At 49.7% G+C, this 21,982-nt stretch carries 21 protein-coding genes; 19 read left to right on the top strand and 2 right to left on the bottom strand.

The window, feature by feature from the left end; genetic code table 11:
• Window position 1 precedes the first annotated feature (1 nt).
• The 3 genes from METBU_RS0102690 to METBU_RS23130 all read left to right on the top strand — a co-directional run bounded on the left by METBU_RS0102690 (window position 2) and on the right by METBU_RS23130 (window position 3,561).
• Entirely contained in the window at window positions 2–2,671 is a 2,670-nt protein-coding gene (locus tag METBU_RS0102690) for a nitrate reductase (RefSeq protein WP_040575432.1), read from the top strand.
• Window positions 2,672–2,785: 114 nt separating this feature from the next.
• Window positions 2,786–3,199: a guanyl-specific ribonuclease gene (locus tag METBU_RS0102685; protein ID WP_014148750.1), complete on the top strand. Its 414-nt coding sequence runs from the start codon at window positions 2,786–2,788 to the stop codon at window positions 3,197–3,199.
• On the top strand, window positions 3,196–3,561 hold the full coding sequence (locus tag METBU_RS23130; protein ID WP_014148751.1) for a barstar family protein: 366 nt from the start codon (window positions 3,196–3,198) through the stop codon (window positions 3,559–3,561). Before METBU_RS0102685 ends, METBU_RS23130 begins: the two co-directional genes overlap by 4 nt.
• Window positions 3,562–4,093: 532 nt before the next feature.
• Here the strand turns inward: METBU_RS23130 and uvrD are convergent.
• On the bottom strand, window positions 4,094–6,259 hold the full coding sequence (uvrD, locus tag METBU_RS0102675) for a DNA helicase II (protein ID WP_014148752.1): 2,166 nt from the start codon (window positions 6,257–6,259) through the stop codon (window positions 4,094–4,096).
• Window positions 6,260–6,366: 107 nt separating this feature from the next.
• Between uvrD and METBU_RS0102670 the strand changes: the two genes are divergently transcribed.
• Complete coding sequence (locus METBU_RS0102670) at window positions 6,367–6,603, top strand: YgaP family membrane protein (RefSeq protein ID WP_014148753.1); 237 nt, start codon at window positions 6,367–6,369, stop codon at window positions 6,601–6,603.
• Window positions 6,604–6,656: 53 nt separating this feature from the next.
• Here METBU_RS0102670 and METBU_RS0102665 read toward each other — a convergent pair whose 3' ends face one another.
• Window positions 6,657–7,094: an FxsA family protein gene (locus METBU_RS0102665; RefSeq protein ID WP_014148754.1), complete on the bottom strand. Its 438-nt coding sequence runs from the start codon at window positions 7,092–7,094 to the stop codon at window positions 6,657–6,659.
• 279 nt (window positions 7,095–7,373) lie between these two features.
• On the opposite strand from METBU_RS0102665, the gene cutA reads away from it, so the two are divergent.
• The 15 genes from cutA (at window position 7,374) to purD (ending at window position 21,971) form a co-directional block, all read left to right on the top strand.
• Window positions 7,374–7,694: a divalent-cation tolerance protein CutA gene (cutA, locus tag METBU_RS0102660; protein WP_014148755.1), complete on the top strand. Its 321-nt coding sequence runs from the start codon at window positions 7,374–7,376 to the stop codon at window positions 7,692–7,694.
• A complete protein-coding gene (dsbD, locus tag METBU_RS0102655) occupies window positions 7,679–9,919 on the top strand; it encodes a protein-disulfide reductase DsbD (RefSeq protein ID WP_017839155.1) in 2,241 nt (746 codons plus the stop codon). The genes cutA and dsbD overlap by 16 nt, the downstream gene beginning before the upstream one ends.
• A complete protein-coding gene (locus METBU_RS0102650) occupies window positions 9,916–10,431 on the top strand; it encodes a TlpA family protein disulfide reductase (RefSeq protein ID WP_017839154.1) in 516 nt (171 codons plus the stop codon). The genes dsbD and METBU_RS0102650 overlap by 4 nt, the downstream gene beginning before the upstream one ends.
• 149 nt (window positions 10,432–10,580) lie before the next feature.
• A complete protein-coding gene (aroQ, locus tag METBU_RS0102645; RefSeq protein WP_017839153.1) occupies window positions 10,581–11,027 on the top strand; it encodes a type II 3-dehydroquinate dehydratase in 447 nt (148 codons plus the stop codon).
• Window positions 11,028–11,031: 4 nt separating this feature from the next.
• Entirely contained in the window at window positions 11,032–11,481 is a 450-nt protein-coding gene (accB, locus tag METBU_RS0102640; protein ID WP_017839152.1) for an acetyl-CoA carboxylase biotin carboxyl carrier protein, read from the top strand.
• Window positions 11,482–11,501: 20 nt separating this feature from the next.
• Entirely contained in the window at window positions 11,502–12,845 is a 1,344-nt protein-coding gene (accC, locus tag METBU_RS0102635) for an acetyl-CoA carboxylase biotin carboxylase subunit (RefSeq protein WP_017839151.1), read from the top strand.
• A 105-nt stretch (window positions 12,846–12,950) separates the two neighbouring features.
• Window positions 12,951–13,838 carry a 50S ribosomal protein L11 methyltransferase gene (gene prmA / locus METBU_RS0102630; RefSeq protein WP_017839150.1) on the top strand — a complete coding sequence of 296 codons (888 nt, stop codon included), beginning with the start codon at window positions 12,951–12,953 and terminating at the stop codon, window positions 13,836–13,838.
• Window positions 13,839–13,841: 3 nt separating this feature from the next.
• Window positions 13,842–14,486, top strand: coding sequence for a zinc-ribbon and DUF3426 domain-containing protein (locus METBU_RS0102625; protein ID WP_017839149.1), 645 nt, complete (start codon window positions 13,842–13,844; stop codon window positions 14,484–14,486).
• Between the two features lie 3 nt (window positions 14,487–14,489).
• On the top strand, window positions 14,490–15,686 hold the full coding sequence (locus tag METBU_RS0102620; protein ID WP_017839148.1) for a class I SAM-dependent rRNA methyltransferase: 1,197 nt from the start codon (window positions 14,490–14,492) through the stop codon (window positions 15,684–15,686).
• Between the two features lie 12 nt (window positions 15,687–15,698).
• Complete coding sequence (locus METBU_RS25745; protein ID WP_083877600.1) at window positions 15,699–15,905, top strand: hypothetical protein; 207 nt, start codon at window positions 15,699–15,701, stop codon at window positions 15,903–15,905.
• A 2-nt stretch (window positions 15,906–15,907) separates the two neighbouring features.
• Window positions 15,908–16,447, top strand: coding sequence for a hypothetical protein (locus METBU_RS0102615; RefSeq protein ID WP_017839147.1), 540 nt, complete (start codon window positions 15,908–15,910; stop codon window positions 16,445–16,447).
• A gap of 753 nt (window positions 16,448–17,200) precedes the next feature.
• Entirely contained in the window at window positions 17,201–18,184 is a 984-nt protein-coding gene (gene dusB / locus METBU_RS0102610) for a tRNA dihydrouridine synthase DusB (RefSeq protein WP_040575269.1), read from the top strand.
• A gap of 1 nt (window position 18,185) precedes the next feature.
• Window positions 18,186–18,470: a helix-turn-helix domain-containing protein gene (locus METBU_RS0102605; RefSeq protein ID WP_017839145.1), complete on the top strand. Its 285-nt coding sequence runs from the start codon at window positions 18,186–18,188 to the stop codon at window positions 18,468–18,470.
• 219 nt (window positions 18,471–18,689) lie between these two features.
• Entirely contained in the window at window positions 18,690–20,249 is a 1,560-nt protein-coding gene (gene purH, locus METBU_RS0102600; protein ID WP_017839144.1) for a bifunctional phosphoribosylaminoimidazolecarboxamide formyltransferase/IMP cyclohydrolase, read from the top strand.
• 447 nt (window positions 20,250–20,696) lie between these two features.
• A complete protein-coding gene (purD, locus tag METBU_RS0102595; RefSeq protein WP_017839143.1) occupies window positions 20,697–21,971 on the top strand; it encodes a phosphoribosylamine--glycine ligase in 1,275 nt (424 codons plus the stop codon).
• Window positions 21,972–21,982 lie beyond the last annotated feature (11 nt).

The raw sequence follows: 21,982 nt of genomic DNA, 5'->3' as shown, positions 1-21,982 counted from the left end.
CATGAACGAAAAGACAATCAAAACCACTTGTCCCTATTGCGGAGTCGGCTGCGGTATCGTTGCAACCGTCGACGATGCTATCGGCCACCAAGTGACGATACAAGGCGACCCGGATCACCCTTCCAATTTCGGAAAACTATGTTCGAAAGGCTCGGCATTGGGCGATACCGTGTCGGTGGAAAACCGTCTGCTATACCCCGAAGTCCATGGCATACCATGCGACTGGAATACCGCGCTCGACACCGTTGCCGACGGTTTGACCTCAGTCATCCGGCAATACGGGCCCGATGCGATCGCGTTCTATGTCTCGGGCCAGTTATTGACCGAAGACTATTATGTCGTCAATAAATTCATGAAAGGCTTTATCGGTTCGGCCAATATCGACACCAATTCAAGGCTGTGCATGTCCTCGGCCGTCACCGGCTATAAAAGGGCCTTCGGCGCCGATGCCGTCCCGTGCAGCTATGAAGACTTGGAAGCCGCCGAATTGATCGTGCTGACCGGGTCGAACACCGCATGGTGTCACCCGGTCGTGTTTCAACGCATCCTCAGAACCAAAGAAAATAATCCGGCGCTGAAAATCGTCGTCATCGATCCGCGCCGAACCGCGACATGCGACAGCGCGGATTTGCATTTGGCGATCAAACCGGGCATGGACGGCTTACTATTCAACGGTTTGTTGGCCTATTTGGCGCAAAACGATGCGCTCGATAAAAACTACATCGCCGCGCATACCGAGGATTTCGAATGGGCTTTGCAGTCCGCCCGAAGCTCTGCAGGAAGCATTGAACGTGTCGCGCAAGACTGCGGTTTGTCCGTGGCCGATGTCGAAAAATTTTTCGACTGGTTTGCGAACACCGGTAAAACCGTCACGGTCTATTCCCAAGGCATCAATCAATCGGCCTCCGGCTCCGATAAATGCAATGCCATCATCAACTGTCATTTAGCGACCGGTAGAATCGGCAAGCCGGGCATGGGGCCTTTTTCGTTCACCGGTCAGCCAAATGCGATGGGCGGACGCGAAGTCGGCGGCTTGGCCAATACTTTGGCAGCGCACATGGAGCTAGATAACCCCGAGCATATCGACCGCGTCGCCCGCTTTTGGCAAACCGACCGGATCGCGCCCCGCCCCGGCCTGAAAGCGGTCGAACTCTTCGATGCAATCGATGCGGGCACCATCAAGGCCGTCTGGATTATCGCAACGAACCCTGTGGTCACGCTGCCGGACGCCGATAAAGTCAAAAATGCGCTCAAACGCTGCAATCTCGTCATCGTATCGGATTGCATCAAGAACACCGACACGGTCGATTTGGCGCATATCCGCCTACCGGCGGCCGGCTGGAGCGAAAAAGACGGTACCGTTACGAATATGGAACGGCGCATTTCCAGACAGCGCCCGCTATTTCCGTTTTCCGGTTTGGCTAAGCCGGACTGGTGGATTATAAGCCAAGTTGCCGCCCGCATGGGCTTCAAGCATGCCTTCGATTACCGGTCCAGCGCCGACATTTTCCGTGAACACGCCGCGCTTTCCGGATTTGAAAATAACAGGGAAGGCCAACCGCGCGATTTCGATATTTCAGCCTTCGCGGATCTGACCGAAGGCGCCTATGACCGTTTACAACCTGTGCAATGGCCAGTCACTAAAATGGATCCTAACGGCACAGCGCGCCTTTTCGCCGACGGCAAGTTTTATACTCCGTCCCGAAAAGCCCGGTTCATTGCGATACGTCCGCGCCCGCCGGTTAATAAGCCCGATCCGAATTATCCTTTCACATTGAATACCGGACGCCTGCGTGATCAATGGCATACGATGACCCGAACCGGCTTGTCGGCGAAACTCAATGCTCATAAACCGGAGCCCTTCGTCGAGATCCATCCGCTCGATGCGGCACGTTATCATTTACAAACGCATGACCTAGCGACGATCTCTAGTCTGTGGGGCAATATGATCGCCCGAGTCGTCGTCACCGAAAACCAGCAACCCGGCAGTCTGTTCGTGCCGATGCACTGGACGGCGCAACTCACTAGCAGAGGACGCGTCGGCGTATTGGTCAACCCGGTCGTCGATCCGCATTCCGGTCAACCGGAAAGCAAGCAAACCCCGGCAGCCATCACGCCTTATCGAGCGATCTGGTACGCAATGGTATTGTCGCGTTCGCCATTGATGCTAGACGATATAGAATATCGCGTTACAGTCAAAGGCAACGACTTCATCCGGTACGAGCTAGCCGACCGAACCCCCTTCCCTTCCTGGCGCGATTGGCTAAAATCGCTATCCGGCGAGTCGAACAACCCTCATTGTTTAGAATACAGCGATCCGGAACGGGGAGTTTATCGCAGCGCGCTAATCATCGACGGACGATTGGAAGTTTGCTTATTCGTGTCCTCAACACCGCCATTGCCGGAAACAGGCTGGCTTGAAACGCTATTCGCCCAACCGCAGATCAACAAAGAGGAGCGCCTGCGACTACTGAGCGCTCTGCCGCCGGAAGGACAAGAGGATTGCGGTCGCTTGGTTTGTTCCTGTTTCAATGTCGGCGAAAAATCGATCGCCAAAGCGATCAGGGAATTCAATTTAGCGAACGTCGAACAAATCGGGCAGCGACTCAGCGCAGGAACGGGCTGCGGCTCTTGTCTGCCGGAGCTGAAACGATTTTTGCCGAGGCAATGAGCATCCGCCTGCGGCTCAATGCTGTTGATCATTGACAGACACTCCCAAATCCATTGAAATCACGATCGAAAAACGCAATTTTATCGATAAACCTGGACCGAGAAGGGAGTACATATGAGGGGATTTCCTCGTTGGCTAATTTTAGTCGCATTGATTGTGGGCTTGGCCCAGTGGTGGAACTTCGATACGTCAATAATCGATGAAGCCAAAACAATCATCGGCTCGACCGAAGGAAGCACTAAGCATGATACCGAAACGGCTTTTTTACCGAAAGAAGCCTACCTCACGATCCGGCGTATACAGCAAGGCGGTCCTCATCCGTATCCTCAGGACGATAAAACATTTTTCAACCGAGAAAGACACTTGCCGCAGAAACCTCGAGGATACTACCGCGAGTACACGGTCGATACGCCCGGACTGAGTCATCGGGGAGCACGGCGCATCGTTACAGGCGGACAGCCGCCTCAAGTGTGGTATTACACCGACGATCATTACAACAGTTTCCGTGCCTTTCCGGTGCCGCAATGATGACATTAACGCCGTTATCCACTCCGCGGGAAATCCGAAACGAGGCCCGTCGTAATTCGCTACATCTGGTGGAAATCGATCTTACGGGCTGCCGTGACAAAAAATCCGCCATGCAACGGCTATCCGATACGTTGTCGCTGCCGGCGTCATTCGGCCGCAATTGGGATGCGCTGCTCGATGTACTAAGGGACCTGCAAGTTGATAATAATGAGCAAAACCTCATCCTGATGGTTCTCGGTGCAGACTTGCTACGCCGAAACACTCCCGAGGACTATGAAATATTGCGTACGATTCTCGAGGAATGGTCGGCAGAATACGGCCCCAATAAGGTGACGACTTATCTTTTCGATTCGTGCGGTTAAGAATACGCATCACAGATCATCTTTCCTCGTTTCCATCGCTCCAGCGTGGAAATGCATACCTATCTCTCTTGGCAGCCAAGGTATGGGCTCCCACGGCGGAGACCTCATCGCCGTTATACACAAGTAATGTATTACCCTTTTGCTATCTTAGCCAATGAGTCTTCGATACCATTTATTGTTGCCTAATACTTTCGACCTCGAAATCACGATCAGGGGATCGCTCCCACAAAGGGTTAACAGCGGGCTGTGGGAGCGACGCCTTCGTCGCGATTTCTCCCGTATTAGGCTACACTGCATATGGGCTACAACGCGCCTAAAACGCCTACTGTTAGTGCCATAATAGACGCCATCCATGGCGTAATACAAAATCTGCATTCACGCCTTCCTTGGCCTTCGAACTGCCGTCAAGCCACCACGGACCGGTTCACGGCGTTCCTCGACAGGCATGCTCTCCACCCTAAACTGCGAGAACATGTTCAAACTGGGAATTGCTGCCCAAACGTTTTGATTGACTCAAACCATAGTCGATATGTTACGCCCCCACCCCTTCCAACTTGGCATAAGATAACATCAGCCATTTGATGCCTACTGCTTGAAAATTGATCTGAATGCGCTCCTGTGCGCCGCTACCTTCTCTTTGCAGCACCACCCCTTCGCCGAATTTTTCGTGACGAACGCGCTGCCCTAATTTGTATGTCCCCGGCTCATGACTATCCATGTTTCCGGTGAATGAAACCGGACGGCTGACCTGGGCGCGCATCCTGACTTCCTGAAGCGTTTCGGCCGGAATTTCTCGCAAAAACCGCGAAGCCTTCGGATAGGTTTCGCGCCCCCACAAGCGCCGGGATTCGGCATAGGTCAAACACAAGTTTTCCATCGCGCGGGTCATGCCGACATAACATAGCCTACGCTCTTCTTCCAAGCGCCCCGGATCCTCGACCGATTGTTGCGACGGAAACAAACCTTCCTCGAAGCCGACCATGAACACCCGCTTGAATTCCAAGCCCTTAGCGGCATGCAAGGTCATCAGCTGCACGCAATCTTGTTCGGCATTGCTTTGCATTTCACCGGCTTCGAGCGCCGCATGCGTCAAAAACATGTCAAGTTCGCTCAGGTTTTCTTCGTTATCCTGGTCGTACTCGTACAGTCGAGCGGCATTGACCAATTCTTCTAAGTTTTCGACGCGGGCCTCGCCCTTATCGCCTTTTTCTTTTTTATAAAACTCGATCAACCCGGACTTTTCGACGACGATCTTAACTTGCTCGAACAACGGTAAACCTTGCGTCTGTTCGGCCAAACTCCGAACTAAAGCAATGAATCCGGACATGGCATTCCCAGCCCTTGGCGTCGTCAATTTTTGTGCAATCGCGAACTCAACCGCCTGCCGAAGCGATAAATTCTTATCCCGCGCCAATACCCGAATGTCGTCCAATGATTTAGCCCCTATACCGCGCGTCGGCGTATTGATTACGCGTTCGAAAGATGCATCGTCATCGGGATTGGCCATTAGGCGCAAATAAGCCAAGGCATTCTTGATTTCGGCCCGATCGAAAAAGCGCAAGCCGCCATAGACACGATAAGGAATACTGGTCGCGATCAGCTTTTCCTCGAACTGGCGCGACTGCGCATTGGAGCGGTAAAGAATCGCGATATCGCTTCGCGAACCGCCTTCATGGACCCATTTCCGAATACGCTCGACGACATAATAAGCCTCGTCTTGCTCGTTGAATGCGGCATAGACCGAAATCGGCTCGCCGTCGCCGCTTTCGGTCCAAAGCTCCTTGCCCATCCGTCCTTCGTTATGTTCGATCACCCGGTTGGCCGCTTTCAGAATATGGCCGGTCGAACGGTAGTTTCGTTCCAGTTTGACGACTTTATGATTCGGAAAATGCTTCTGAAAACGGTAGATATTTTCAATTTTTGCGCCGCGCCATCCGTAAATGGATTGATCGTCGTCGCCGACCACGAACAGATTATCGCGGTCTTGCGTCAACAACCGTAACCAAGCATATTGGATCGTATTGGTATCTTGAAATTCGTCGACATGCACATGCCGGAACCGTTGTTGATAAAAGCTCAAGGTTTCGGGATTATCGCGCAGCAATTCATGCGCGCGTAGCAGCAGTTCGGCAAAATCGACCAGACCGGAGCGCTGACAGACCTCTTCATAAGCCTTATAAATCGCCAGCATTTGCCGCTGGAAAAAATCCCCGGTTTCCGGCATGTGCTTGGCTCGAATACCCTCGTCTTTTTGCCCGTTGATATACCATTGCGCTTGCTTGGGCGGCCACTTGGCCTCGTCCAGATTCAGGTTTTTGTAGAGGCGCTTGATCAGGCGCAACTGATCGTCCGAGTCCATGACTTGAAAGGTTTCTGGCAGTTGCGCATCTTTTGCGTGACGCCTGAGCAAACGATGCGCAAGCCCATGAAAGGTACCTATCCACATCGAGCGTGCAGAAATATTGAGCAGGTCTTCTATGCGAGTGCGCATTTCCGTTGCGGCTTTATTAGTAAAGGTGACGGCTAAGATGCTATGCGGCGAATGGCCTTCGACTTGAATCTGCCAGGCGATGCGATGCACCAAGACCCGGGTCTTGCCGCTGCCGGCGCCGGCTAAAACCAACATTGCGCGAGAAGGTGCCGATACCGCCTCGCGCTGGGCATCATTGAGAGGATTAATAATTGAAGTAATATCCATTTGTTATCGTTGAAACATTTCTATAAGCTATGCGCGTTTAAGGAAAGCAACAATGACGGCCGGACCAGGCTTTAATAACCAACATTAATTAGCAGAGGGGACTTACAATGAGCTTCGATTTTAAACGCATGATAAAATTCGAACACAATCTTGGCGATAAGGATAAAAAATACCGCATGTTCGGAGGCGCGGCATTAGTATTGATATCCTTATTCACCGCAAAAATTATTTTATTGCTGTTAGGAACCGTTTTAATCGGCACCTCTTTTTTCGGTTGGTGTCCGGTTTATTCCGGACTCAACAAGAACACTTGCACAAGCGGCGAATCGGAAAGCAGCCAATAAGCGCTTAAATTCTACAGGGACGTAGATCAAGCAGCTTATAAAATAAAGTTCTGTCAATCCTCTTTTTTATATTCGCCTTCCAGAACATTATTATCTTTAGGTCGACCGGGATGAACCGCGCCACCAGCCTGTATCAGATGATTCTCAATCACATAACGGGCAATTTTGCCGCGCAATTGAGGAATTAGACATGCAAAGCCAAGCACATCGGTAAAAAAACCCGGAGTCAACAACAATGCGCCACCAACCAGCAAAATCGGCCCCTCTATCATTTCGTAAGCGGGAACCACGCCCTGATTCAAATTCGCTTGAAAACGCCTTAAGGTCGCAAAACCTTGCTGTCTTAACAAAGCAGCGCCCAATACAGCAGTAAATACCACCAAAAAAACCGTCGGAAATACACCGATCAAGCCGCCGATGGTCAGCAACAAATAAATCTCTAGAAAAGGAATGATCAAAAAACACAAAAATACAACTTGAAAAACTTTCATTTAAAATTCCTAAACAAATTTCACATTGGAAACAGATAACCCCGGAAAGTTTCCCATTTGAAATCAATTATACCCATCGTAGATCAAAATCCGGCACCGGGGTGTCCTCGGGCACTACCGAAACTTGAAGTACGAAAGTTATAAACCCATTTTCACCCGCTCAAGATCAATGAACCAAGGTCGGCGAAAAATTGCCCCGCTGCCTTATCCCGGATTAAACGGTACAATATAGGGATTTTAAAACCGAAACTCCAGTACAAATTGACCGAGTCTCTCGTTATGTCGAATCACATTATCCTCTTTTGCACCTGTCCGGACCAGAATACGGCAAGCTCAATCGCACATACGTTAATCGGAGAGAATTTTGCCGCTTGCGTGAATATTCTTCCAGGATTGACTTCCGTTTATCGCTGGCAAGATCGAATCGAAACGGCGCAGGAATACCTGCTGCTAGTTAAGACACGACGCGACATTTACCCGCAAGTGGAACGGTGCATACAAGAGGCTCATCCTTATGAACTTCCCGAGATCGTCGCGGTCTCTGTCGAACACGCTTTGCCTGAGTATCTGAAATGGATCGATTCATGCCTATCAAAATAATATTGCTTTGCCTCATTGCATCTTTTCATCAAGCCGCCTTTGCCATCAGCGAAAGCGAATTACTGCCGCAAGAGCAAGCATTCAAACTTACTGCCAAGACCAATACACAGAATAAAATCGTTCTAACCTGGCAGATCGCAGACGGCTACTATTTGTACCGCGATAAATTGGGCGTTGAAAGCCGGTCAGAACGGATTACACTCGACGATGTCACTTATCCTCCAGGAAAAACCAAGCATGACGAGTTTTTCGGCGATATGGTCATTTATCGAAACGAACTCATCGTTGAAGTACCGTTCATCAAGCTAGACAATGCGCTTAATACCTTGCAATTGGCGGTTAAACATCAGGGTTGCGCCGATATCGGCATTTGTTATCCTCCTCAAAAGACCGGACTGACGGTAGACCTACCAGATCAAGATCCTTCCGCGAAAACCGGCTCGATTTTCGGCTTAGTTCAGGGCCTGAGCGACTTAAAGCTAAATCTGTTCCAGGATGAATTGCTTCCGGCAGAACAAGCCTTCCGCTTTTTCGCTTCGGTCAAAGACCCGAATACGTTGACCGTCAATTGGCAAATTGCGGAAGGCTATTATCTGTATCGCGACAAATTTCAATTCGATATCCTAGATTCCGATAAAGTAAAAATCGGCAACCTCAATTTGCCCAAAGGCACACCCTACCACGACGAGGAATTCGGCAACGTTGAAATCTTTCGCAACGACCTAAGCTTCGACCTGCCGATTAACCGCTATCAAGCGGATCAACAAAACATTATCCTTCAAGCACGATTTCAAGGCTGCGCGGATCGGGGCGTATGCTATCCCCCGATGTCGCAAAGCACGCCATTGATTCTACCGACGACCGCATCGGTATCGACGCAAAATATTTCTTCGATAAGCACTCGGGTCGATGAACCACAATCCGAACAAGACCGCATCGTACAATCGCTGCATCAAAGCACGCTCTGGCTCACGCTGCTGTCCTTTTTCGGCTTTGGATTGTTACTGTCTTTCACGCCCTGTATTTTCCCGATGATTCCGATTTTATCCGGCATCATCGTCGGCCAACGCAACCGGGTAACCACTGGCCGCGCCTTTCTTTTATCACTAAGTTACGTCACCGCCTCCGCATTGACCTACACGGTCTTCGGAGTACTGGCTGCGTTATTCGGCAGCAACTTGCAAACAGTATTCCAGCAATCTTGGATCATCGCGCTATTCAGCGGGGTTTTCGTGCTATTGTCGCTATCGATGTTCGGCTTTTACAATTTGGAATTGCCTGCATCGATTCAAACCCGACTGCATAAATCCAGCGATAAACATCGTGACGGCTCGTTTTGGGGCGCGGCGATCATGGGCTCGTTATCGTCGCTGATCGTAGGACCGTGCGTCGCCGCCCCCCTAGCCGGCGCATTGATCTATATCGGCCAAACAGGCGATGCGATACTCGGAGGCATCGCATTATTCGCGATGGGCTTCGGCATGGGCGTGCCACTTTTGATAATCGGCGCGTCGGCAGGAAAATTATTACCGAAAGCAGGACAATGGTTGAATACGACCAAAGCGGTCTTCGGCGTAATCATGCTGGCTGTCGCGTTATGGATGCTCGACCGTATTCTGCCTCCCGATATGACGATGTTTCTATGGGCCTTATTGCTGATCATTCCGGCCATTTACCTGAAAGCTATCGACCCGTTAAGTGAAAATGCCGGCGGCTGGAAAAAGCTTTGGAAAGGCGCGGGAGTCGTAATGCTGACTTATGGCGTCCTGTTATTGATCGGCTTGGGCATGGGCAACCATAACCCGCTAAAACCTTTACAGGGACTGAGCTTAGCAAGTACAGCCGAGGCCGACAGCCCTCTACCCTTTGTCAAAGTCGCCTCGCTACAGGAGCTCGAAAATCGGATAGAAACGGCAGCGCGCAACAATCAACCGGTCATGCTCGACTTTTATGCCGACTGGTGCGTCTCGTGCAAGGAAATGGATGCGTATACTTTCGCTCATCCAGAAGTCAAACAAGAACTGAATCGCTTCGTTTTATTGAAGGCGGACGTCACAGCTAACAATCCCGAGCATCAAGCCTTGCTGAGAAAATTTAACTTAGTCGGCCCCCCGGCCACTTTATTTTTCGGAGTCGATCTAGCCGAAAAACAACACTTACGCGTGATAGGCTATCAGGATGCCAACACTTTTTTAAACATACTGCGGCAAGTTGACGACTTATGAAACAAACCACGGTACTTATCATCGCTGCTGCAGTCGCTTTAGCCAGCGGCATTTGGCTGCAAAGCAAAAATCAACCGGAAACGCAAACCGAGGCCATGGAACTGCCGGATTACCGACTACCCGATTTGACCGGCAACGAACGCAGCTCATCCGAATGGCGCGGTAAAATCGTCATCGTCAACTTTTGGGCAACTTGGTGTCCGCCCTGCCGCGAAGAAATCCCCGAATTTATTGCCTTGCAGCAAGAATACCAGGGCCGCGGCTTGCAATTTGTCGGCATCGCTATCGAAACTAAAGAATCGGTCGAAAAATATCTCGACTTTGTCGACATCAATTATCCGATGCTGATCGCCGGCGACCAAGGCATCATCCTGACTCAACAATGGGGCAATTCTGCCGGAATTCTTCCTTTCAGTCTTATCTTCAATCAACAAGGCCGGATGATTCATAAACAAGCCGGGCAATTATCCCGCGCCAAAATTGTCGAAATCATCGAGCCTTTGATCGACTGAAAAAACATTAAATCATTCGATAAACCGGGCAAATATCTTAAAAGATCCAGTGATTACGCCCTATTTGTGTTAAATGACATAAATATGGACAAATGCGCTTAAATTAGGGAGAATTATCGCCTCCGAACCTAAATTAGCACTTCAATTGCATGGCGAATCTTTGCGTTATCAATGGTCCGAACTTGAATCTGCTGGGCCTTAGAGAACCTACCCATTACGGTAGCAAAACCCTAGCCGATATACAGACGGCAATGGAAAAATCCGCCTCGGCTCTTGGCCACGCGCTTCGTTTTCACCAATATAACGCCGAACACCAAATCGTTGAACTGATTCATCGATCATTTTCCGACGATGTCGATTTTATCATTATCAATCCAGCGGCTTTTACTCATACCAGCGTAGCGATACGCGACGCATTGCTGGCGACCAAGATTCCCTTTATTGAAGTACACCTATCGAACGTACACGCCCGGGAAGCTTTTAGAAAACATTCCTATTTTTCGGATATTGCCGTGGGAGTTGTTTGCGGACTGGGTGCCATCGGTTACGAATTGGCCTTGACGGCCGCTCACGAGATATTAGCCAAGAGAACATAACACAATGGATATTAGAAAAATAAAAAAACTGATCGAACTCATCGAAGAATCGGACATTGCCGAATTAGAAATCAGTGAAGGGGAAGAATCCGTCCGCATCAGCCGATATTCGAATAATGCGCCGGTTAGCTATGCACCGAGCCAACTTGCGCTTGCCCCGACCGCCTCGCCTTCGATGCCGGCACCAAGCCCGGCAGAACCAGCCGAGAAAAAAATATCCGGTCACATCGTCAAGTCGCCGATGGTCGGTACTTTTTACCGGTCCGCTACTCCCGGCGCAAAACCATTTGTCGATATCGGACAAGCAGTACAAGCGGGCGACACGCTCTGTATCATTGAAGCGATGAAAATCCTCAATCAAATCGAAGCGGATAAAACCGGTACGGTGACGCAAATATTGGTTGAAAACAGCCAACCCGTCGAATATGACCAACCTTTGTTCGTCATTGAATAACAGACCAAAGGTAATTAATTATGTTCGATAAAATAGTTATCGCCAATCGAGGCGAAATAGCGTTGCGCATTCTACGCGCTTGCCGTGAATTAGGAATCAAGGTCGTTGCGGTCCATTCCGTGGCCGACCGGGATCTAAAGCATGTCAGGCTGGCCGACGAATCGGTTTGCATTGGTCCCGCACCGTCCTCCGAAAGCTATCTGAATATTCCGGCCATCATCAGCGCTGCCGAAGTCACCGACGCCGAAGCCATTCATCCGGGATACGGATTTCTGTCCGAAAATGCCGATTTTTCGGAAAAAGTGAAGCAAAGCGGCTTTGTTTTTATCGGTCCGAATGCAGATACGATCCGCATAATGGGCGACAAAATCGCCGCAAAAAAGGCAATGATAGCAGCCGGCATTCCATGTGTGCCGGGCAACGGCAATCCGTTAACCGACAATAACAAACAGAACCTGCAAATGGCTCAGGAAATCGGCTACCCGGTTATCATTAAAGCCGCCGGCGGCGGTGGCGGACGCGGTATGCGTACCGTACATACCGAAGCCGCATTGATCAATGCCATTACCATGACGAAAGCGGAAGCGGCTGCCGCATTCGGCAACGATACTGTGTACATGGAAAAATTCCTGGAAGATCCCCGCCATATCGAATTCCAGGTGATGGCCGACTCGCACGGCAATGCAATACATCTGGGCGAGCGTGATTGCTCGATGCAGCGCAGGCACCAAAAAGTCGTCGAGGAAGCGCCCGCTCCCGGCATTACCGACGAAGAACGTAATCGCATGGGCGAATTGTGCGCGAAAGCCTGCCGCGACATCGGCTACCTGGGCGCCGGGACCTTCGAATTCTTGTATGAAAAAGGCGAGTTTTTCTTCATAGAAATGAATACGCGGGTTCAAGTCGAGCATCCGGTTACCGAAATGGTCACCGGCTTCGATATCGTTAAGGAACAATTACGTATCGCCTACGGCTTACCCTTATCGATTACTCAAGAGCAAGTCAAAATTCAGGGTCATGCGATCGAGTGCCGACTCAATGCCGAGGACCCTAAAACCTTCATGCCCTGCCCCGGCACAATCCATCAATTCCATATGCCGGGAGGCCCCGGCATACGATGCGAAACGCACATCTATAACGGTTACAAAGTACCGCCCTATTACGACTCGATGATCGGCAAGCTAATCGCGCACGGCGAAAACCGCAATAGTGCGATTGCAAGAATGACGACCGCATTGAACGAAATGGTAATCGATGGTATAAAAACTAATATACCGCTCCAAAAAGACATTATGACCGACTCCGGATTCATCGCCGGACAACGCAATATTCATTATCTTGAAAAGCTACTGGGCTTAACCTAGCGCGCATGGTCGGGTCGGGTTACGCCATCGTTGACCCGACCGCAAAATCCTATCCGCGTTAGCACTTCCAATAAATACCCTCCTTTACTCAACAACAATGGCTTTATGTCTTGGCATCAATTAAGCGTAATTACCGACGAAGTCTCGGCGCCCGAACTTTCGGATTATTTCAGCGATCTGGGCGCGGTTTCGGTCACGTATATGGATGCAGAGGACCAACCGGTTTACGAACCGCTGCCCGGCGAAACCAAGATCTGGCCAAATACAAAAGTCATCGCGTTGTTCGAACTCGATGCGCAGCCGGAAGACATTAAAGCACGAGTCTTCGACGTTTTTAATCGGCATCCGCTCAAGGAGTGGTCGGCAGAGGTTCTGGAAGACCAAGCCTGGGAACGCGCCTGGATGGAACATTATCACCCGATGAAGTTTGCCGATCGTCTTTGGGTTTGTCCGACCGGACAAGAACAACAAGAGCCCGGCACGGTTTGCCTGACTCTCGATCCGGGGCTTGCCTTCGGTACCGGCACGCATCCGACTACCGCATTGTGCCTGGAATGGCTTGCCGAACATGACCTGAGCGACAAAACCGTCATAGACTACGGCTGCGGATCGGGAATCCTGGCGGTTGCCGCTGTGTTGCTCGGCGCTCGTGAAGCTCATGCTATCGATATCGATCCGCAGGCACTAACAGCGACACACGACAATGCGATGAAAAACGGCATTGCCGATAAAATTCGATGCTATTTACCGGAACAATTCGCGGCTTGCAGCTGCACAGCCGACGTCGTCATAGCAAATATATTGGCTCAACCGCTAATTGAATTATCCGGTAAAATTGCCTCATTACTCGCTCCTGCCGGCTCCTTGGTTTTATCCGGCATTTTGAAAGAACAAGCCGAAGCCGTTAGCGCAGCGTACCGGCCGTTTATTTCAATCAATCCGCCGACAATCCAAGAAGACTGGTGCCGCCTTGACGGCCGAAAGGATACATAAGCGATGTTCACACAATGCCCCGAATGCCACCACCCGCAAACGTTGACAATAGATCAATTACGCGAAACTCGGGGCATAATCCGCTGCCCCCACTGCTCGACGCAATTCGATGCACTGCAGCGACTTAGCGACACACCGGCGAATGTTGCAATAGCCCCACCTGAAGAGCAGCTGCCTTGGGTACAAGACCGCAAGCCGACGAATCCGCTTTTATGGAATTTATCCGTAGCCGCCGGCATCATACTGCTATGCGTACAAATCATCTATTTCCTGGGACCTTCAGCATTACAACACGAAAAACTCAGACCCTGGCTCATTGAAGCGTGTTCTTATTTAGGCTGTTCATTACCCGATTACAGAAACCTGGCCGACTTTTCGGTCTTAGCGAGCTCGCTGATCTTGACCGCAGATCAAAATTACTATTTTAAGGCCATCATCAACAATCAGGCCGAATTCGCCCAGCCGTATCCGGGCATTAAACTGACTTTATTGAAGCTTTCCGGAGAACCGTTCGCGCAACGCGCGTTTTCACGGAAAAACTTAACTTTTCGCACCGACAAAATCGCACCTCACGAAACCATCGAAATTGGTCTCGCCATCGCCGCACCCGGCACTTCGGTCGGCGGCTATACTTTCGAACTCATTTAATTCATGCCGCATCCTGAAATTTATTTAAAGAAAAACGAAGACCGACGCTTGCGCCAAGGCCATTTATGGATTTTCAGTAATGAAATCGACACCAAACGAAGCGTGCTCAACGATTTTGAACCAGGGCAACTGGTTAATATACTTGCGGCTGACGACAAAGCATTGGGAAGCGCCTATATCAATCCACACACCCTGATTTGCGCGCGTTTACTCTCCAGAAAACCCGATCTGAGCTGTAGCGTCAAATTTTTTAAAAAACGACTCAATACCGCATTGCAACTGCGCGAACAACTCTTCGGCAAACCTTATTATCGTCTTGTGTTCGGAGAAAGCGACGGCCTACCCGGCTTGGTTGTGGATCGTTTCGGCGATGTCTTATCGGTGCAAATCACGACCGCCGGCATTGAACGCCACAAAGACGACTTACTGACCGCTCTGATCGACCTGCTTGCCCCGCAAGCCATCGTATTGAAAAACGACAATGGTCAACGAGCTTTGGAAGGCTTGCCTTTAGACAACGAAATCATCTACGGCAGTTTGCCGGAAACAATGGTCATTGAGGAAAACGGCTGCTTATTTAGAGTCGATATTCAAGAAGGCCAAAAAACCGGCTGGTTTTACGACCATCGCGACAGCCGCAATCGTCTTATGCAACTATGTAAAGAACGAAGCGTATTGGATCTGTTCTGCTATACCGGGGCCTGGAGTATTCCTGCCGCCGTATCCGGAGCCTCCGAAGTCACTTGCGTCGATGCCTCCGAAAATGCACTGAAACTCGCATCGAACAATGCGCAATTAAACGGCGTGGAAACTAAGATGAAGTTCGTGCATAGCGATGTTTTCGATTTTCTGAAGACAGCCCGTCAAGAAAACCGACATTACGATATTATCGTCCTTGACCCGCCCGCATTGATTAAACGCAAAAAAGATTTTAAGCAGGGCTACGAAGCCTACCGGCGACTCAATCATTTAGCCTTGCAAATATTATCTCCGAACGGCATACTGGTTTCAGCATCCTGTTCACACCATCTAGGACGCGATGCGCTCCACGAGATCCTAAGATCTTCCGCGCGCCATATAGATCGACATTTAATTTTTTTTGCCGCTGGAGGACAGGGTCCCGATCACCCGATACACCCGGCAATACCCGAAACGGATTATCTAAAGACGTTTTTTTGCGCCGTTTCTCCAAGCTTATGATCGTTTCGTTACATGTCTACTGAAGCAAAAAAGCCGCCATGCGCATTATGCGGCCAATCGGTTGAAATAAAAGGATTTACACTCGACACACCCACAAAACAGTTACTCTTCTGCTGTGCCGGTTGTTTGAGTATTTATCAACTGCTCAACGAAAATCAAAGCGCCGACGCCAATCAACCCGACGACCCAATCACACCACCTAATAAAGAGGTCTATTAACCATGAAAGCCTGCAATTCCTGCGCTCACCGCGTTGCCATCGGACGCAATTACCGAAACGTTCCTGTTTGGAAAAGAGCGATCGGGGTACCGTTGATTTATTTACCGATACTGACGTTACCATTCGTATTTGCTAGCGCTTATTTAACCTATCTACATTTACGCTTGATCGGGGCCAAAGACCTCAAAACCTTATCCGATTTCTTGCCGGCCCGCTCGACCCACCGCTATAACCTAAAAAACCAAGTTACGATGGACCCGACATTCAAGCTGAGTCCTTCACAATCGAAACTTTATTGGATATTCAACTGTACTTGGTATTGTCCGCTCAGCGTCGGCCTGTTCGAGTGGCATACTTACATGGTAAAAATCGTTGAAAATTGGTGGTGCCCATTCGGTCACGAGAAAAAAGAAAACTACAAAGACGGCGCCATCGATAAATCGTTCTGGCATATTTATCAAAGTGATGAAGATAAGCTTAATCCGGAAGACCGCGTTAACCCCATCTGGAATGACGAAGTTGAAAAAGAGAAAAGTGAGTAGTAAATGGATTATGGATTCGCAGCTAAACGTTTTGCAGGTGATTTAGCAAGATATTAAAAGTCATACCCTCGTACCATGGGACGCCCCAACGTCACTGTCATTAAGTGAAGGGAAACACGTCATTCCGCCATGGATGACAGGCTTTTGAAGCACATTCAAACCTGAATGCCAGAATTATTATTCTGTGACGGTTTAACTTATACCTTTCGTACTTCAAATTTCGGCAGTGCCTGAGGAGGCACCGGGGTGTGCGGCAAAGGCTTTGCCAGCATGGAGCTGGCATAGAGCCTACAGGGATGTATTCACGGCGTCCTTTGACGGACACCCCGGTGCCGAATTTTGAAGTGCGAAAGGTATAGCCCACAGGGCAAACGCATTAAAATAAATGCCATATCAATATGTTATGACTATTCAACCTAAGCTTGCAGAATATTTTATTTGTTAGTTTTTTATTTTGTGGCAATAAAGGCTGCCGCTATGAAATTACTGAAAATACTACGTATTATAACCATTTGATTTTATATGTAGTTTTAATGCGTTTACCCTGGTATAGCCCACGAAAATCAAGAAATATACGAACTTAATCATACGGTTACAGAAATCCCTTGACCCACCTATTGGGTGAGCAACTTGGATAGCATAACTAATTGAATATTTTCGTGTATTTCATGGACAAAATGCTTTTTCTAAGTTAATGGTAGTGACGCCCCAGCGTCCCAAGCCAGCTTTCACTATTCACTGTTAACTAAAACCATGCAAATAGGACCGCATACTCTCGAAAACAATCTAATTCTTGCCCCCATGGCCGGAATTACCGACCGCCCGTTCCGAACGCTCTGCAAGCAGTTCGGTGCCGGACTTACCGTATCTGAAATGGTCAGCTCCCTGCCATCATTGCAAACCAATAAACGTACTCTATTAAAAGCCGACCACAGCGGCGAAACGGGGCTACGTTCGGTGCAGATCGTCGGAACAAATCCTCGGCAAATGGCCGACGCAGCAAAACTTAACGCTGACCGAGGCGCCGACATTATCGATATCAACATGGGATGTCCGGCCAAAAAAGTCTGTGCAATTGCCGCCGGTTCCGCCCTAATGAGAGATGAGGATCTAGTCAAACGCATTCTCGAAGCCGTCGTCGAGGCAGTTTCCATTCCGGTCACATTAAAAATCCGCACTGGCTGGGATCCACAAAATCGTAATGCACCGACTATCGCTAAAATAGCCGAAGACGCCGGCATTGCCGCACTGACCATACATGGCCGAACGCGCGCCTGCAAATTCAATGGCAACGCCGAATACGAAACCATCAAGCAAATCAAAAAAAACATCGCTATCCCGGTCATCGCGAACGGAGACATCGACTCGGCCGACAAGGCTCGTTATGTCTTGAAAAAAACGGGGGCCGATGCGCTGATGATCGGCCGCGGCGCTCAAGGCAACCCTTGGATTTTTAGCGACATAATCAGTTCTTTAAGTAGCGGGGAGCCCTTAGAACCGCGAACTATCGACTCGACCCGCGAAACTTTATTGAACCATGTACAACAATTATATAGTTTCTACGGCAACCTAAGCGGTGTTAAAATAGCGCGCAAACATATCGGTTGGTATCTTGACAGGCTCGGCATCTTACCTGTTGAAATTCGCAATGCTATCAACCGAGCTCAACAGCCGACCGAACAAATTCAGCGTATCGACTCGGCATTCCGGCATTTTTCATACCATCGTGCTACATAATATGGAAGCAACTCAACAATCCGCTAAGGTGATTAACATTGACAGTAAAATACCGACCGCAATACCGTTGTCCGCACAGGTCAAACAAGCCATTGAGCTCTATTTTTCGCAACTAAACGGTCATGATGCGGCAGGACTCCACGCAATGGTCATCGGCGAAGTCGAAAAACCGCTGCTGGAAGTCACGCTACAGCATGCCGGTTACAACCAAACCAAAGCTGCTAAAGTACTCGGTCTAAGTCGTAGCACCTTACGTAAAAAACTGGACCAATACGGTATTTCTTAATTTTACTAATACCGCTCTCGTTCAAGAATATTATCTTTCCGGGCTACCTAAAATAATTTAATCACGAAGAAGAAAAAGACATTGATCGAAAATCGATGAATAATTTTTCTATACCCCCTAAGGTCTTCATAAACTTTCTTTTTGTTGTGGCTTGACTGCCCAGTGATACCCGAAACCCTTTTCGATATCGATCAACACCTATTACCCGAGGCTCCACTCATGTATAAAAAAGTTACTCGCGCACTAGTCAGCGTTTCCGACAAATACGGCATCGTTGAATTCTGCCGAGCACTAAACGAATTAGGCATTGAAGTTTTATCTACCGGCGGTACGGCAAAAGCCCTGGCTGAACAAGACATTCCTGTTATTGAAGTCTCCGACTATACCGGTTTTCCGGAAATGATGGACGGACGGGTCAAAACCCTTCATCCGAAGATACACGGCGGCATATTGGCACGGCGAGGAATAGACGATGAAGTGATGGCCGCCAACGGGATCGCCGCAATCGACATGGTCGTGGTCAATCTTTATCCGTTCGAACAAACCATCGCCAGACCGGATTGCGACCTGGAAACCGCAATCGAAAATATCGACATCGGCGGACCGACAATGATTCGGGCGGCAGCCAAAAACCATAACGACGTCGCTGTCGTCGTGGACCCAAGGGATTACGAAGCCATCTTGTCGGAATTGAGAGAAAACAACATGGGCTTATCCCAAGAAACACGTTTCAGCCTAGCCTTGAAATGTTTTCAGCATACTGCAAATTACGATACCGCGATTTCAGCCTACCTGGGCCAAGTCAATGGACAAACGTTTCCCGAAGTCCTAAATTTGCAGTTCAAACTCAAACAAACCATGCGTTATGGCGAAAACCCTCACCAATCGGCCGCCTTTTACCGGGAGCGTAACCCGGCCGCAGGAACCATCGCCGCCGCGAACCAAGTACAAGGTAAAGAACTTTCCTATAACAATATCGCCGACTCCGACGCCGCGCTTGAATGTGTCAAGTCCTTCGAAGAGCAAGCCGCCTGCGTCATCGTCAAACATGCCAATCCTTGCGGCGTCGCAATCGCGGACACTATCCTAGAGGCTTACGAAAGAGCCCATACGACCGATCCGACCTCGGCATTCGGCGGCATCATCGCTTTCAACCGAGAACTCGATGAAGCAACCGCCTCAGCCATCATCGAACGCCAATTCGTCGAAGTCATTATCGCCCCAACGGTTAGCGCTGCCGCCCGCGAAATTCTATCGCAGAAACAAAATGTCAGGGTTCTCGAAACGGGTATCTGGACCAGCGGTAACGAGCCCGGCTTCGATTACAAAAAAGTCACCGGAGGATTATTGGTACAAGACCGCGATCATGGCACCGTGGCGCAAGCCGAACTAAAAGTTGTCAGCCGCCGCGCTCCGACCACCCAAGAACTCGCTGACTTAATGTTTGCTTGGAAGGTAGCCAAGTTCGTCAAATCCAATGCGATCGTCTATTGCAAAAACGGCCAAACAATCGGCGTGGGCGCCGGACAAATGAGCCGCGTTTATTCTGCCAAAATCGCTGGTATCAAAGCCGCCGACGAAGGCTTGTCCGTGCCGGGTTCGGTGATGGCATCGGACGCTTTCTTTCCGTTTCGCGACGGCATCGATTCAGCCGCAGAATGCGGAATCACGGCAGTGATTCAACCCGGAGGTTCGATGCGCGACAACGAAGTCATTGCGGCGGCCGACGAGCACGATATCGCAATGGTATTTACCGGCATGCGCCATTTCCGGCACTAAAGAGAGCGTGAAAGGATCGGCGAATACATCATACAAAAATTTATTCGCCATGAAGCACATGAAGTCTTTCAACCACTTGTCCTAAAATAGTGACTAACTTTTTAGGAAAACAAAAATGATTGACCAAGGCAGATTAAGTATTTGAATTAACTTCTTATTTTTCATGATCTTCATGGTGCAATGCTTTTCTACTCCCTTTTGATTGAAAAACCGTCTAAGAAAAAAGGTATGAGATATGTCTATCGAGGACCGCCGTAAACCCATCCATGGGGGCTTGACGGCAGCAATCGAACGCCAAGGATGGCGTAAATGCAGATTTAGCAGAAGCAAAAATCTGCCCTGATGCCGACATCCTCGCTAGCCACACCCCATACCTTCATAAAGTTAGCCATTTTTTGAGTATAAAGGGAGTAGGTATTAATTAAAAACCCAACCTTGAGAAACCGAATGAAAATTCTTATTGTCGGCGGCGGCGGCCGCGAACATGCCCTGGCCTGGAAAGCCGCGCAATCCCCTAGAGCCGAAAAAGTCTTCGTTGCGCCAGGCAATGCCGGAACCGCATTAGAATCCAATCTCGAAAATGTCGATATTGCGGCTGACGACGTTAGCGCATTACTAGCCTTTGCCAAACAACAACAAATCGACCTAACCATCATCGGCCCCGAAGCGCCGTTGGTCAAAGGCATCGTCGACAGTTTTCAAGAAGCCGGCTTAAAATGCTTCGGCCCCACCGCTAAAGCCGCGCAATTGGAAGGATCGAAAGCCTTTTGCAAAGACTTCATGGCACGCCACAACATACCGACTGCCGAATACCAAACCTTCACCGATACCGCCGAAGCGATAGCCTATATCGAAGCCAAAGGGGCGCCGATCGTCGTCAAAGCCGACGGACTCGCGGCAGGTAAAGGGGTAATTGTCGCGCAAACCGTAGCCGAAGCGACTAGCGCAGTCGAAGACATGCTATCCGGTAATGCCTTCGGAGCGGCCGGCAACCGCGTAGTGATCGAAGAATTTTTGGCCGGAGAGGAAGCCAGCTTCATCGTCATTGCCGACGGCAAACATGCCTTGCCCATGGCTACCTCGCAAGACCACAAAGCACGCGACAACGGCGATAAAGGACCGAACACCGGCGGCATGGGCGCCTACTCCCCTGCCCCTGTCGTGACATCGGAAATCCATGATCGAGTCATGCGCGAAGTCATCGAACCGACGCTGCAAGGTATGATTGAAGACGGTAATCCTTACACAGGATTTTTATACGCGGGATTGATGATTGCTCCAAACGGTTCCCTCAAAGTACTCGAATACAATTGCCGATTCGGCGACCCCGAGACCCAACCGATCATGATGCGCCTAAAAAGCGATTTGATTGAACTTTGCGAAGCTGCCCTAGATGGGACCCTGAATACAGTCGAAACCGATTGGGACGAACGCGCCGCACTTGGCGTTGTTTTGGCCGCAGGCGGTTATCCGGCCGACTACCGAAAAGGCGACGTTATCACGGGCTTACCTAAATCGGAACAAACCGACCGAAAAGTCTTTCATGCCGGAACTCAGTTACAAGGCAATGACATCGTCACATCGGGAGGCCGTGTATTATGCGCTTGCGCTTTGGGTGAAACGATTAAGGATGCTCAAGACAATGCCTATGCATTAACCGCCGAGATAAAATGGGATGGCATATATTATCGAACCGATATCGGCTTTAAGGCCATTCGTTAAACATATACCCG

Origin of the sequence: Methylotuvimicrobium buryatense 5G, assembly GCF_000341735.1 — a bacterium.
In the GTDB taxonomy this organism is placed as follows: domain Bacteria; phylum Pseudomonadota; class Gammaproteobacteria; order Methylococcales; family Methylomonadaceae; genus Methylotuvimicrobium; species Methylotuvimicrobium buryatense.
The sequence above is the reverse complement of the archived record's forward strand: the minus strand, read 5'-3'. Positions and strand labels throughout refer to the sequence as shown.

Coding starts and splice junctions, on each gene's coding strand:
- METBU_RS0102690 (WP_040575432.1), top strand. CDS start 2: ATGAACGAAAAGACAATCAAAACCACTTGTCCCTATTGCGGAGTCGGC.
- METBU_RS0102685 (WP_014148750.1), top strand. CDS start 2,786: ATGAGGGGATTTCCTCGTTGGCTAATTTTAGTCGCATTGATTGTGGGC.
- METBU_RS23130 (WP_014148751.1), top strand. CDS start 3,196: ATGATGACATTAACGCCGTTATCCACTCCGCGGGAAATCCGAAACGAG.
- uvrD (WP_014148752.1), bottom strand. CDS start 6,259: ATGGATATTACTTCAATTATTAATCCTCTCAATGATGCCCAGCGCGAG.
- METBU_RS0102670 (WP_014148753.1), top strand. CDS start 6,367: ATGAGCTTCGATTTTAAACGCATGATAAAATTCGAACACAATCTTGGC.
- METBU_RS0102665 (WP_014148754.1), bottom strand. CDS start 7,094: ATGAAAGTTTTTCAAGTTGTATTTTTGTGTTTTTTGATCATTCCTTTT.
- cutA (WP_014148755.1), top strand. CDS start 7,374: ATGTCGAATCACATTATCCTCTTTTGCACCTGTCCGGACCAGAATACG.
- dsbD (WP_017839155.1), top strand. CDS start 7,679: ATGCCTATCAAAATAATATTGCTTTGCCTCATTGCATCTTTTCATCAA.
- METBU_RS0102650 (WP_017839154.1), top strand. CDS start 9,916: ATGAAACAAACCACGGTACTTATCATCGCTGCTGCAGTCGCTTTAGCC.
- aroQ (WP_017839153.1), top strand. CDS start 10,581: ATGGCGAATCTTTGCGTTATCAATGGTCCGAACTTGAATCTGCTGGGC.
- accB (WP_017839152.1), top strand. CDS start 11,032: ATGGATATTAGAAAAATAAAAAAACTGATCGAACTCATCGAAGAATCG.
- accC (WP_017839151.1), top strand. CDS start 11,502: ATGTTCGATAAAATAGTTATCGCCAATCGAGGCGAAATAGCGTTGCGC.
- prmA (WP_017839150.1), top strand. CDS start 12,951: ATGTCTTGGCATCAATTAAGCGTAATTACCGACGAAGTCTCGGCGCCC.
- METBU_RS0102625 (WP_017839149.1), top strand. CDS start 13,842: ATGTTCACACAATGCCCCGAATGCCACCACCCGCAAACGTTGACAATA.
- METBU_RS0102620 (WP_017839148.1), top strand. CDS start 14,490: ATGCCGCATCCTGAAATTTATTTAAAGAAAAACGAAGACCGACGCTTG.
- METBU_RS25745 (WP_083877600.1), top strand. CDS start 15,699: ATGTCTACTGAAGCAAAAAAGCCGCCATGCGCATTATGCGGCCAATCG.
- METBU_RS0102615 (WP_017839147.1), top strand. CDS start 15,908: ATGAAAGCCTGCAATTCCTGCGCTCACCGCGTTGCCATCGGACGCAAT.
- dusB (WP_040575269.1), top strand. CDS start 17,201: ATGCAAATAGGACCGCATACTCTCGAAAACAATCTAATTCTTGCCCCC.
- METBU_RS0102605 (WP_017839145.1), top strand. CDS start 18,186: ATGGAAGCAACTCAACAATCCGCTAAGGTGATTAACATTGACAGTAAA.
- purH (WP_017839144.1), top strand. CDS start 18,690: ATGTATAAAAAAGTTACTCGCGCACTAGTCAGCGTTTCCGACAAATAC.
- purD (WP_017839143.1), top strand. CDS start 20,697: ATGAAAATTCTTATTGTCGGCGGCGGCGGCCGCGAACATGCCCTGGCC.